The following is a 12,793-nucleotide window of genomic DNA, read 5'->3' as shown; positions in this document are numbered from 1 at the left end:
GCAGCTCTCGTGACCGGCTTTGGCCGGGCCCTGCTGCGGTTCGCCATGGCCCCGATCGATCGCATTGCAAATGCCTGCGACATCGCCGGCGTGCTCACCCAGCGGCGCGCGACCTTCCGGATGTGGCGGAAGAGCCGTGCCCGTGCGCGTCACGAGGGCCGCCGGTTCAGCCTGCTCGGCCGCCTCTCGCCCTTTCGCCACCTCGCCCATCTCACCTGAGACGGGCGCAGCCGGCACGTTCCGATCGGTTCGAATGCAATATCCGGTTGCAACAAAGGACTCACCATGTCCCGACATTCGCAACCGACACCGCGGCGCTAGACAATGCGGTTCAGCTTTTCCTCACCGCTGGGCCGATATCCCGACAAGGCGTCTCCGGCCGAACCTGGCCGCGATCAGATATTTGCGAACCTAACAAGACCACTTGGAGACCAACAGGATCGGAGGGATCGAGGGCACAAAGCAGGCCGGTAACCGTCGTCACCCTGCAATCGTTCGTCCCACACCCTTCCGGTCGTGATGCTTCACAGACAACGTAACGAACCTCAGGCTGCCTTTTTCAAAACAGGACTAGTCATGATCAGGGAATTGATGTCGTCACGCCGCTTCGCGCCACTTTTCTGGGCGCAATTCTTCTCGGCGCTCAATGACAACGTGCTCAAGAACGCACTCGTCATCATCCTGCTTTACAGTGCCGCGACCGGCCACGGCGATGCCCTGGTGACGGTGGCAGGCGCCGTCTTCATCTTCCCTTATTTCATCCTGTCCGGGCTCGGCGGCCAGCTTGCCGACAAATACGTCAAGTCCGTCGTCGCAAGGCGGCTCAAATTCGCCGAGATCTTCGCCGCTTGTTTTGCTGCCGCCGGCTTCTTCCTGCATTCGGTGCCGCTGCTGTTCGCAGCGCTCGCGCTGTTCGGCATCATCGCCGCCCTGTTCGGCCCGGTGAAATATTCCATGCTGCCGGACCAGCTCGAGCTCGGCGAGCTCGCGACCGGCAACGCGCTGGTCGAAGGCGCGACCTTCATGGCTATCCTGCTCGGCACCGTCGCCGGCGGCCAGTTCGTGGCCGGCTCCGCGCATATGGGCTGGGTCGCATCGGCCGTGGTCGTGCTGGCCCTGTTGTCCTGGGCCTTCGCCTCCCGCATTCCCGCGACCACGCCGTCTGCGCCCGAACTGCCCGTCACCGCCAATCCCTGGACCTCGACGCTCAGCCTCCTCAAAACGTTGCATGCCGACCACCGGCTGTGGGATGGCACCGTGATCGTCTCCTGGTTCTGGCTGGTCGGCGCCATTGTGCTGTCGCTGCTGCCGGCGCTGGTGAAGGACGTCGTGGGTGGCACCGAGGGCGTGGTGACGCTGTGTCTTGCGATCTTCGCGATCGGCATCGCCATCGGCTCGCTGTTCGCCGCCAGCCTGAGCCACGTTCGCCCGAACCTCGCACTGGTGCCGATCGGCGCCATCATCATGGGATGTTCGGGCCTCGATCTCGCCTGGGCCATCGCCGTGACCACCAAGGGTCAGGACATCACCGCGGCCGGTTTCGCGACCTCGTTCGCGGGCCTGCGCATGATGATCGACTTCGTCGCCTTTGCATTCGGCGGTGGCTTGTTTGTCGTTCCCTCATTTGCGGCTGTTCAAGCCTGGTCGGCTCCATCCGAGCGCGCCCGCATCATCGCCGCCGGCAATGTACTGCAGGCCGCCTTCATGGTGGTCGGCTCGCTGTTCGTCGCGCTGTTGCAGGCGGGCGGATTGCATGTCGGCTGGATCTTCTTCGGCCTCGGCGTCGCGAGCTTCGGCGCGGTGTGGTTCGTGCTGACCAAGTGGGGCAAGGAAGGCGTGCGCGACTTCGGCGGACTGCTGTTCCGTGCACTGTTCCGCACCGAGGTGCGCGGGCTCGAGAACCTGCCTCCATCAGGCACCCGCATGTTGATCGCGCCCAACCATGTCAGCCTGATCGACGGCCCGCTGCTGCATGCCGTGCTGCCGATCGACGCCAGCTTCGCGGTTGATACCGGCATCTCCAAGGCCTGGTGGGCCAAGCCGTTCCTGCGCGTGGTCAAGCACTACACCATGGATCCGACCAAGCCGCTGGCTGCGCGCGACCTGATCAAGCTCGTCGCTGCCGGCGAGCCGGTGGTCATTTTTCCGGAAGGACGCATCACCGTCTCCGGCTCGCTGATGAAGGTTTATGACGGCACCGCGATGATCGCGGACAAGGCCGACGCCGTGGTCGTGCCGGTCCGCATCGAAGGCGCGCAGCGCTCCCATCTCAGCTATCTCAACAGCAGCCAGATCAAGCGCTCCTGGTTCCCGCGGGTGACGGTCACCATCCTGCCGCCCGTCAAGCTTCCGGTCGATCCGGCTCTGAAGGGCAAGGCGCGCCGCAACGCCGCCGGCAGCGCGCTCCAGGACGTGATGATCGACGCCCTCGTCAAGAATGCCATGCTCGATCACACGCTGTTCGAAGCGCTCGGGCATGCCTATCGCGATCGCGACACCGGCAAGGTCATCATCGAAGACGCGCTCGGCACCAAGCTGACTTACCGCAAGCTGATCCTCGGCGCGCAGGTCCTGAGCCGCAAGCTCGAAGCCGGCACCACGGCCGGCGAGAATGTCGGCGTGCTGCTGCCGAACTCGGCGGGCGTCGCCGTCGTCTTCATGGCGCTGCAAAACATCGGCCGGGTGCCGGCGATGCTCAATTTCTCCGCCGGTCCGGTCAACGTCCTCGCCGCCATGAAGGCCGCGCAGGTCAAGACCGTTCTGACCTCGAAGGCGTTCATCGAAAAAGGCAAGCTTGACAAGCTGATGGCCGCGATCTCCACGGAGGCTCGAATCGTCTATCTCGAGGACGTTCGCGCCTCGATCAGTGCCGCCGACAAGATCAAGGGCCTGCTCGCCGGCACCGCGCCGCGCGTCACCCGCCAGGCGAATGATCCGGCCGTCGTGCTGTTCACGTCGGGCTCGGAAGGCACGCCCAAGGGCGTGGTGCTGTCCCATCGCAACATCCTCGCCAACGCGGCGCAGGCGCTGGCGCGGGTCGATGCCAATGCCAATGACAAGGTGTTCAACGTGCTGCCGGTGTTCCACTCCTTCGGCCTGACCGGCGGAATGATGATGCCGCTGCTGGCGGGCATTCCGATCTACATGTACCCCTCGCCGCTGCATTACCGGATCGTGCCTGAGCTGATCTATCAGACCGGCGCCACGATTCTGTTCGGCACCGACACGTTCCTCACCGGCTATGCGCGCTCGGCACATGCCTACGACTTCCGCACCCTGCGCCTCGTCATCGCCGGTGCCGAAGCGGTCAAGGATCGGACGCGTCAGGTGTTCATGGAGCGCTACGGCATCCGCATCCTCGAAGGCTATGGCGTCACCGAGACGGCGCCGGTGCTGGCGATGAACACGCCGATGGCCAATCGTCCCGGCACCGTCGGCCGCCTGTCGCCGCTGATGGAAGGCAGGCTCGATCCGGTGCCCGGCATCGAGGACGGCGGTCGCCTCTCGGTGCGCGGACCGAACGTGATGCTCGGATATTTGCGGGCCGAAAATCCCGGCGTGCTTGAGCCGCTCGCCGAGGGCTGGCACGACACCGGCGACATCGTGTCGATCGACGCGGCCGGCTTCATCACCATCAAGGGCCGCGCCAAGCGCTTTGCCAAGATCGCGGGCGAAATGGTCTCGCTGTCGGCGGTCGAGAGCATCGCGACGACGCTGTGGCCGCAGGCCGCATCGGTCGCCGTGTCGATCCCCGACCAGCGCAAGGGCGAGCGCATCGTACTGCTGACAACGGAGAAGAACGCCGAGCGCAGCGCGATGCAGGGCCAGGCCAAGGCGATCGGCGCGTCCGAGCTGACCGTTCCAGCGGCGATCATGGTGGTCGACAAGGTGCCGCTGCTCGGCACCGGCAAGACCGACTACGTCACGGCAACGACGATGGCCCGCGAGCAAGCGTCGGCACCGGAGCGCGAGGTGGCTTAACGAGAGATGCACGGGGCGCCCCAAACAGGCGAGGCGCGCTGCCCGGGAGTGGTTTTGCTTCATGGCATCGCGCGGACCTCTGCTTCCCTGAGGAAGCTGGAACGGGCGCTCCAGGCAAGCAGGTTCGCGACGCTCAACATCGACTATGCCAGCCGCAAGAAGCCAATCGCAGCGCTTGCGGACGATATCCACCCGGCAATCGCGCGCTTCACTGAACGAAGCGCGCCGCTGCACTTCGTCGCGCATTCAATGGGCGGTCTCGTCGCGCGAGCCTACATCGCAAGATACCGGCCGCCCCGCCTTGGCGGCATCGTGATGCTGGGCACGCCGAATGGCGGCAGCGAGGTCGCCGATCTCTTGAGCGGATCTCGGCTCTACCGCGCATTCTATGGGCCCGCCGGGCTGGAGCTCACCACGCCGGCGACCCAGCCGGGCGTGCTGCCGCCCGTGGACTATCCCGTCGGCGTCATCGCGGGAAACCGCTTCATTGATCCCGTCGCCGGCCTCTTCGTCCTGCCGAAGCCGAATGACGGGCGGGTGTCGGTGCAAAGCGCAATGCTCGCCGGCATGGCGGACCACATCGTCGTGAAGGCGTCCCATACCGGGCTTCCGCGCCACGCCGTTGCAATCGAACAGACGATCGCCTTCCTGCGCGACAGCCGCTTTCAGCCGGGGTAACGGTCACGCCGCCATCCGCCGCTCCTGCGCATAACGCACCAGCGCCGCAAAGCGATAGATGCCGTGCACGAACTTGCCATAGGGCATAGTGATGAACAGCGCGAACACCGCGCCGAGATGCAGCGCCAGCAGTGGCCCCATCGCAGAGGTCTCGCGCAGGAGCAGAAGTGCCATGCCTGTGATGCCGGTCAGAAACAGCATGGCGATGAAGCCGACATCCATGCCGTAGCGACTCTCGTCGAGCAACGCCGGATCGCGTCGCATCCTGGCCCAGAACAGGCCGATCGGCCCGATGATCAGGCCGATGCCGCCGAGCGTGCCCAGCACGACCGGCAGGTCCCACCACGGATATGGCGCCTCGCGCCCGAGCAGATAGTGATACAGCGTGGCGACCGAGGTCGCGGCAAAGCACAGCAGGAAGCCGTAGAAGGTCAGGTGGTGATAGAGCTTGCGCCGATCGGTTGGCTTGTCGTCTTCGTTGTAGCAGCCGACGCCGCCGCCATGGAGATAGCGCAGCTCGCCGGCATCGCGGATCGCCTGAAAGATCGAGCCGCCGTCGGCGCGGCCGCCAATCGGTGGACCGATGTCACGCCAGAAGGCGCGCACGCTCAGGACGAGAGCAAAGATCGCATAAAGGAAGGCGGCGCTGAACAGCGCGGCCATCGCATTGTGCGGCATCAGCCTGTAGAACGCGCCGGAGCCGGTGTGCACGCCGAACAGTACGCTGCGGTCGTTCAAGGCGGCGAAGCCGAGGATGAAGACGGCCATGCTGAGCGCGGCGATGATGCTGATGACGAGGCCGTTCCGGGCAAATGTGCCGGATAGCGCCCGCGGCCAGGCATAGGCCGCGTAGGACTCGGCGCGCGCAATTGCCAGCGTCTTCGGAACGTTGACGTTGAATTCATGCGGCGGCGAGAACTGGCAGTCGACATAGCAGGCGCCACAGGCATGGCAGAGATTGGCGAGATAGTTGAGATCACCGTCGGAGAAGGCGCGGCGCATCTCCATGGCCGGAAACACCGCGCACAGGCCCTCGCAGTAGCGGCAGGAATTGCAGACTGTCATCAGACGGTCGGCTTCGTCCAAAATTCTGGTTCCGTGCATGGCTTTACTTCGTCAGGCCCTTTGCTTCGAGCCATTTCTGGATCAGGCCTGCGACCTCGAGGTTGTTCTTGTCCATCATCACCATATGCGAATTGCCCTTGATGCCCGCCTGCGGGAGATCGACGACGTCGACGCTGCCGCCGGCCGCCTTGATGGCGTCTGCAAAGGCGATGCCGTTGGCACGGATCTTGGGCCAGCGCGAATCGCGCTCGATATAGTCGCCATAGATGATGAGGGTTGGAATGTTCTTCAGCACATCCGCCTTGGCGAGATCGCCGATGCCGGCCGGCTCGATCGCAATCAACGCTTTGACCTTGTCGGGCCGGGCTTGCGCGACCTTGAAGCCGAAGCTGCCGGCCTGGCTGTGGAATAGGATCACCGAGGGACCGACGCGATCGATCTCGGCGATATAGGCGGCGATGGCCGCATCGTCAGTCGTGGTCCAGCGCGGGACGTTCTGCTTGACGAAATTGTCGTAGCCCTCGACCGGAAACTGGTTGCCCGGCAACAGCTTTCGCTTGGCGGGATCGGGGTCGTAGGAGTTCGGACCATCGCCGATGCGGAAACGCTCGAACGGATTGGCCGTGGTGAGGAAGACCGGCTCGCCCTTGAAGATGTCGGGGTATTGCGCCCAGCCTGCGCGCCCGCGCTCCACCGCGTCGGAATTATAGACCGCCCACCCCTTGCGCAGAAAATAATTCAGCCAGCCTTCGCGTCCGTCAGGCGTGGTCTCGTAGGTGACGCCGGTCAGCCCGCCGCCGTGCCACATCAGCAGCGGATAGGCCCCCTTCTCGTTTGCCGGCAGGAAGTATTGCACATACATCTGTTCGACCTGATAGGTGCCGTTCGGATCGACCTTGGCCGGCACGCCGCCGGGCGTGAACACGACCTCCTTCACCGGCTTGCCGGAGATTTCGACGAGACGCCCACCGACATGGAACGAACCCATGTCGCGCAGGGTGATAGGCTCCGCTGCGCGGGCGTGGCCCAGGATCAGCAGAGCCGTGATCGAAGCGATGGCAATGCGTGACATGGTGTCTCCTTAAGTCTTTTCTTCATTCTAGTTCTTGGCCTGGCGTGCCGCTTCCCGTCCAGCGATCCGCCCGAACACGCTGCCGATGGTCATGCCCATGCCGGCGGCATAACCCTTGCCGAGCACGTTGCCGGCCATGATCTCGCCGGCCGCGAACATGTTGCCCGATGGCTTGCCGTCGGCCATCAGCATGCGCGCCTCCTTGTTCACGCGCGTGCCGAGATAGGTAAAGGTAATGCCGGGCCGCACCGGATAGGCGAGATAAGGCGGCGTCTCGATCCGCCGCGCCCAATGGGTCTTCTGCGGCGTGATGCCCTCGGTGCGGCAATCGTCCAGGATGGTGTGATCGAAGGTGCCGGGCCGCACCGCGGCATTGAACTCGGTGATGGTCTTCTCCAGCGCCGCCGGATCGAGCTCCAGCTTGCCGGCGAGCTCCGCCACGGTCTGCCCGGCGATCGGCGGAAACAGCGTCGGCATGAAACTCGTGACCACGGTCGAGTCGAAGATGATGTAGGCGATCTGGTCGGGCTGCGCCGCGACCAGCCGGCCCCAGATCGCGTAGCGCTTCGGCCAGATGTCCTCGCCCTCGTCATAGAAGCGCTGCGCATGCTTGTTGACGACGATCCCGAACACGACGGAGTCGTGGCGAGTGATGATGCCGCCGTCGAATTTTGGCGCGCGGGCGTCGATCGCAACCGCATGGCACTGGGTGGGATCGCCGACCTCCTGCACGCCTTTGTCGAGCAGCATCTTCAGGATCGAGCCGCGGTTGTAGGGCGTGCCCCGGATCAGGAAATTGTCGGCGGCCTCGCCCCAATATTGCTTCAGCCATTCGATGTTGGCCTCGAACCCGCCGGCCGCCGCGACCAGCGAGGTGGCGCGGATCTCGGTCTTGCCGTTGATCGGCCGCTTGAGGCGCGCGGCGAGGAACATGCCGTCCTCGATCACGAGGTCGATGACTTCGGCATCGTATTCGACCTCGACGCCCAGCTGCTCGGCCGTGAGATACAGCGCATTCAGCATCGCCCGGCCGCCGCCGAGAAAGAACGAGTTGGTGCGGCCGAGGCTCAGCGTGCCGCCGAGCGACGGCTGCCAGCGCACGCCCTGCTCCACGATCCAGTTCAAAATGTCCTTGGACTCCCGGATCATGTGACGGGCGAGCACCTCGTCGGTCTGCCCGCCGGTAACGCGCAGCAGATCCTCCCAGAACTCCTCCTCGGTGTAGGGGCCGGTCAGGATTTCGGTGGCCGCATCATGCGCGCAGCGCATGTTGCGGGTGTGGCGCGTGTTACCGCCGCGATAGAACTTTGGCGCACCCTCAAGCACCAGCACCGACGCTCCACCGCGCCGCGCGGCGATCGCTGCGCACAGAGCGGCGTTGCCGCCGCCGATCACCAGCACATCGTACTTGCTGCCCATACCGTCTGCCCGCTGGCACGCGAGATTAGAGACATTCTGTCCGTCAGCGACCATGCCCAACCAGGGCGCTGTTGCGTACCTTTGTATACAAAGATATACATAGACGACGCAAGCGGCGTCTTCGCATGGGCCGGATGCGCATTGGGGAACAATGGCCAGACGTCCGGCAAAGACAGGCGGAACGATCGCGCGCGGCGGCGGTGTCGCGCTCGGCGAAGCCGTGTTCCGCTCGCTCTGCGAGGCGCTTCAGGCCGGCAGCTACCGCGCCGGCGACCGCCTGCGCGAGGAAGAGGTTGCGCAGCGGTTGAAGGTCAGCCGCACCCCGGTTCGCGAAGCCCTCGGCCGGCTCGCGGCACGCGGCTTCGTCGAGCCGGCCGGCGGCCGCGGGCTGATCGTGCGCAGCCTCAACATATCAGAGGTGCTCGAGCTCTACGCCATGCGTGAGATCATGGAAGGCGCGGCTGCGCGCCTCGCCGCCGCACACGCCTCCGCCACGGAGATCGACGCACTCCGCGATATCGAGCAAGCCTTTGTCGAGGTGCCGGAGAGCGACGCGGCGGAGATGGCGAGGCTCAATCGCGCCTTCCACGAAGCCATCTGCCGCGCCGCGCGCAACCGCTATCTCGACAACGCTTCGCGGGAATTGCAGGACTGGATCGCCCTGCTCGGCCCGACCACCTTTACGGTGACCGGCCGTCCTTCAACCAGCCACGGCGAACATCGGGCCATCATCGAGGCCATCGCCGCGCGCGACGGCGACAGGGCCGAGCAGCTTGCGCGTGCACACATCCGTGAAGCGCTACGCTGCCGGCTCAAGCTGCTGCAGAAGCAGTAGCGCGGATCACGCCTCGAAGACGCGCGTCAGCAGCCAGTAGCCGCCGAGCAGGCTGATTGCCGCGGAGACAGCATAGACCAGCCTCGCAGCTCGCACTGGCTTCGTCCGGTCGGCTGCAAACAGCCGATCGACCAGGCCAAGCAGCGGCAGCACGATCGAAACGATCGCGACCTGCCCGATCTCGACGCCAATGTTGAAGGCGGCGAGCGCCGGCACCACCGCGTTCGGCGGCAGCCCGATCTCCTGAAGCGCACCGGCGAAACCAAAGCCGTGGATCAGCCCGAACAGAAAGGTCACGCGCCAGCGCTTGTCGATGTCGCGCGAAAAGAAATTCTCCACGGCAACGAAGACGATCGAGGCGGCGATCGCCGGCTCCACGATCCGGTTCGGAATGACAAGGACGTCGAGCGCGGCCAAGGACAGCGTGAGCGAATGGGCAATGGTGAAGGCGGTGACGATTTTGATGATGGGAATAAGCCGACGCGCCCACAGCACGACGGCAATCAGGAAGGCGACGTGATCGTAGCCGAGAAAGATGTGCTCGATGCCGGTGAGGAGATAGCGCTGCATCGTCGACCACAGCGGCGGCGCGGGGGTGGACAGCGTGACCGTGGTATTGCCAGAATCGAGCAGCGCCTGCGCCTCGGTCCCATTCTGCGCGACCAGCACCACCTGACGCGCGGTGGGATCCCTCTCGGTCAGGACGGTGGAGCGATAGACGATGTCACCGGCCACGGCGGCACAGTCGAAACTGTTGCGATAGATGATGCCGTCGCCGTCCGCCAGGATCGCGGCAGTCCCGGCCGAGCACGCCGTGCCGCCGGCGCCGGTTACCGCGAGATGTGATCGCACATAGGTCAGGATCGATGCCGCGGCCGTTTCGACCGCGGCCGGATCGACCGCATCTTGCTTCGGGTCATAGACCTTCGTACCGACAAGCCGGTCGACGTCGCTACCCTTGAGTGCCACCTCGATGGTCACGGCGCGAGCGGCGGTCAGTGCCACACGTGCGGTCGACAGATTGACCTGGTGTGCCCACGCCGGCATGCCGATGCCGAGCAGAATCATGCCGAGCAGCGCCAGGCGCGCTCGCATCATGATCCCGCTCCGACCGCGCGCAGCAGCTCCGTCAACCGGCGCATCTCGAACTCGGCCACCGTGACCACGGCGCCGTCGGGCGCGAGCCGCGCGTAACGATCGAGACTGTCGGCGGAGGCGCCGAATTCGAGCCTTGCGAGCGGCGCCGCCGCGTCGCGCGCGAAGACCAGAACGATCAGGCTCGGCAGATTGAGGCCGTACCGCGCCAATTGCGACGGATCGGCAGCGCCAATCCGCGTCTCGACCGCAGCGGCATCGAACGCACGCAGCGCTCCATCGATGATGCGGGCCTGCTCGGGATCGGCGACATGGACGACATTACCGGCGGCATGATTGTGCTGACCGAGATGGCGGAACCAATTGCCACCGGCATCGCGCTCGAAACGGGTGAGCTTGCCGGCGAAGACGATCTCGAGCGCCCAGACCTGCGCCATCGATACCGGCAGCAACAGGCTCTTGCCGCGGCTCGCCGCATCGGCGCCGGCCGGACCGCGCAGGCGGCGTATCATGTCGAAGGTGACGCGCCACTCCTCGCCGACATGGCGCGGCATCAGGTATACGGCGGGGCGGCCGCTGACCCGGACATAGTGCGACGTATTCGCCGGATTCAGCACGCCCACATTCACCGACGTCGCCGTACCGTCGACGGCCTCGATGACCGCGACGGTTGCGGGTGGGTCCAGACCGAAGCCCGCGAAGCTTGCCGGGCTGAGCTCGCCGGCGGGGATTTCGCGCGCCGGCTCGCTTACCGCGGCGAGCCGCAGCGCCGTCTCGAGATGCGTCCTGAGCTCAGCCGGCATGGTGCCATCCAGCCCCTCGATCGCCCATGCGCCTTCCCTGCGAAGCAGGACGACGCTGTCACCATCCGAACGGATCTCCACTCTCCGAACGTCGGCCGGCGTGAGAGTCAGGAGGCCCTTGGGTGCGAATGCGACCTTGCTGCGCAGCGCCGGCCATTCTCCGCTGAGGACCAGCAGCCCGAGGAGCGCCACCAGCACCGCAGCCAGGAGCGGCATCAGCCATCGGGCCGTCCCGCCTCCGGCCGCCCCGGCCCTCACCGCCGCCTCCACCACATCGCAACACCGAACAAGGCCGTGCTCAGCGGCAACAGCACTTCCAGCACAATGAAGGTGTCGCGCATCTGGCCGCTGGTCAACACGATCTCCGGCAGCTTGAAGGTCTGCGGCGCGACACTTGGCGAGTGATCATCCTCGGCGAGCCAGCGTAGCGTGGCGAGCGACAGCTCGCCGTTGGAGACATAGGGGAAATATTCGTTGCTCGCGAACTTGCTGGTCCCGGCCACGACCATGCGGAAGCGCTTGTCTGGCGCGCCGCCCGGCCAGGTCCCCTCGAGAGCAATCGCGAGCGGCTGGGCACTGCGGGTCCCTGTTGCCGCCCCATCGCTCGCAGCGGCAACAGTCCTGGGCGAACGCAGGTAGCTGTCCTGACTGCTGGCCGCGAGGACGATCGTGCTTACGCCGCTTGGCGGCTGCGCCACCCCGAGCGGCCGGACTTGCGGAAACACGGTCAACGCCAGGCGCCGGGTGATCGGATGCGGCGGATAATAGGGGACCGCGACCTTGTCCGCGTCGGTGCGGAAATGATTGAGGGGATCGATCACGATCGCCGCCTCGGTCGACAAGCCGACAGGCCTCAGCAGCAGGCGCTCGAAATCGCCGTTGACCTCCGACAGCGGATCAATCAGCAGCAGAAGCCGGCCCCCTCCTCCGACATAGTCGCCAAGCAGCGCCGCCTCGTCAGCGGAAAAGGCGGTGCGTGGGCCGACATCGGCGACGACCGAGCAGTCCGACGGGATCTTGGAGGCAGTCGCCGTGACGAGCTCGCGCATCTCGAAGCCGATCTGGTTCAACGCGAGTTGAAGCCTATCGAGCGCTTCGGGCGCCGCCTCCAGCACGTCGCCGGCGCCGGGCGTCTCGTGCCCCTTCAGCGTCTCGACATGGCTGAAATGGAAATGCGATGGCAGCGGCCGAAACGTCTCGCCGTGACCGGTGACGAAGCACACAGTCTCTACGCGCTTGCGCAGCACCCGTAACGCGGCATAGCCGATGCGGGCGGGATCAATGACGTTCTCGACCAGGACCTTGCGATCCTCGGCCTGGAGCACCGCGGTATTGTAGGCGCGAACGCCGAGATCGCGGGCAAGGCCTGGCTCCTTGTCGAGATCGATGGCGCGGAACGCGAACAGCGGATGATTGCGCGCGGCGGTCTGAACCAATTCCTTGACATTGACTGCATTTGCATCGCCCGCATTGTAGAAATAGGTCAGGGACAGCGGGACGCGCAATTGCGCGATCACATCGGTGAGCTGCTGCGGCGGCGTGTTGCGCCCTTCGCGGCTGACGTCGAAGTGCAAATCATGGCGATAGAGCGCAACGTTGGCGCCGATCACGACGGCGATGGCGGCAAGGACGATCGACGTGTTCGCGAGCCAGGCCGAACCGCCGCTGCGCAACGGCAGCCTGATCGCGACGATGAAGAGTGCGAGCAAGGTGAGACCGCAGGCCATGAACAGCAAGATGTTCGTGGACGTCTCGCCGAGTCCGGCAAAGCCGAGTGCGCCACAGATGATCGCTCCGGCCGCCAGGACGAGCAGCGCGACGTTCGATCTGGCTGGGCCGGTCATT

General features: G+C 65.3%; 9 protein-coding genes. 3 read left to right on the top strand and 6 right to left on the bottom strand.

From position 1 onward, the window contains the following. Nucleotides 1-576 precede the first annotated feature (576 nt). Together BLV07_RS11070 and BLV07_RS11065 are read left to right on the top strand one after the other, a co-directional pair. Complete coding sequence (locus BLV07_RS11070; RefSeq protein WP_091884342.1) at nt 577-3,981, top strand: acyl-[ACP]--phospholipid O-acyltransferase; 3,405 nt, start codon at nt 577-579, stop codon at nt 3,979-3,981. A gap of 6 nt (nt 3,982-3,987) precedes the next feature. Continuing rightward, nucleotides 3,988-4,659 carry an esterase/lipase family protein gene (locus BLV07_RS11065; protein WP_091884337.1) on the top strand — a complete coding sequence of 224 codons (672 nt, stop codon included), beginning with the start codon at nt 3,988-3,990 and terminating at the stop codon, nt 4,657-4,659. A gap of 3 nt (nt 4,660-4,662) precedes the next feature. Here the strand turns inward: BLV07_RS11065 and tcuB are convergent, their stop codons facing one another. Genes tcuB through tcuA form a run of 3 tightly spaced genes read right to left on the bottom strand, consistent with a single transcriptional unit; the run spans nt 4,663 to nt 8,215 of the window. Further along, nucleotides 4,663-5,763: a tricarballylate utilization 4Fe-4S protein TcuB gene (tcuB, locus tag BLV07_RS11060; RefSeq protein ID WP_091884333.1), complete on the bottom strand. Its 1,101-nt coding sequence runs from the start codon at nt 5,761-5,763 to the stop codon at nt 4,663-4,665. Between the two features lie 4 nt (nt 5,764-5,767). Beyond that, nucleotides 5,768-6,796, bottom strand: coding sequence for an alpha/beta hydrolase (locus BLV07_RS11055; RefSeq protein ID WP_091884328.1), 1,029 nt, complete (start codon nt 6,794-6,796; stop codon nt 5,768-5,770). Nucleotides 6,797-6,823: 27 nt separating this feature from the next. Beyond that, the gene (gene tcuA / locus BLV07_RS11050) at nt 6,824-8,215 is read right to left on the bottom strand and encodes an FAD-dependent tricarballylate dehydrogenase TcuA (RefSeq protein WP_091884323.1); all 1,392 of its coding nucleotides are present in this window, start codon (nt 8,213-8,215) and stop codon (nt 6,824-6,826) included. Nucleotides 8,216-8,366: 151 nt separating this feature from the next. Here tcuA and BLV07_RS11045 point away from each other — a divergent pair, with 151 nt between their 5' ends. Next, nucleotides 8,367-9,050, top strand: a complete 684-nt coding sequence (locus tag BLV07_RS11045; protein ID WP_091884318.1) for a GntR family transcriptional regulator — start codon at nt 8,367-8,369, stop codon at nt 9,048-9,050. Nucleotides 9,051-9,056: 6 nt separating this feature from the next. Here the strand turns inward: BLV07_RS11045 and BLV07_RS11040 are convergent, their stop codons facing one another. From BLV07_RS11040 to BLV07_RS11030, 3 genes are read right to left on the bottom strand one after another with little or no spacing between them, the layout of a single operon-like run. Next, complete coding sequence (locus tag BLV07_RS11040; RefSeq protein WP_091884314.1) at nt 9,057-10,148, bottom strand: HupE/UreJ family protein; 1,092 nt, start codon at nt 10,146-10,148, stop codon at nt 9,057-9,059. Further along, nucleotides 10,145-11,164 carry a DUF4340 domain-containing protein gene (locus BLV07_RS11035; protein WP_091884310.1) on the bottom strand — a complete coding sequence of 340 codons (1,020 nt, stop codon included), beginning with the start codon at nt 11,162-11,164 and terminating at the stop codon, nt 10,145-10,147. Before BLV07_RS11035 ends, BLV07_RS11040 begins: the two co-directional genes overlap by 4 nt. Nucleotides 11,165-11,202: 38 nt before the next feature. Further along, nucleotides 11,203-12,792: a Gldg family protein gene (locus BLV07_RS11030; protein ID WP_091884305.1), complete on the bottom strand. Its 1,590-nt coding sequence runs from the start codon at nt 12,790-12,792 to the stop codon at nt 11,203-11,205. Nucleotide 12,793: the final 1 nt, after the last annotated feature.

The organism is Bradyrhizobium sp. Rc2d (assembly GCF_900099855.1).
In the GTDB taxonomy this organism is placed as follows: Bacteria; Pseudomonadota; Alphaproteobacteria; order Rhizobiales; family Xanthobacteraceae; genus Bradyrhizobium.
The sequence above is the reverse complement of the archived record's forward strand: the minus strand, read 5'-3'. Positions and strand labels throughout refer to the sequence as shown.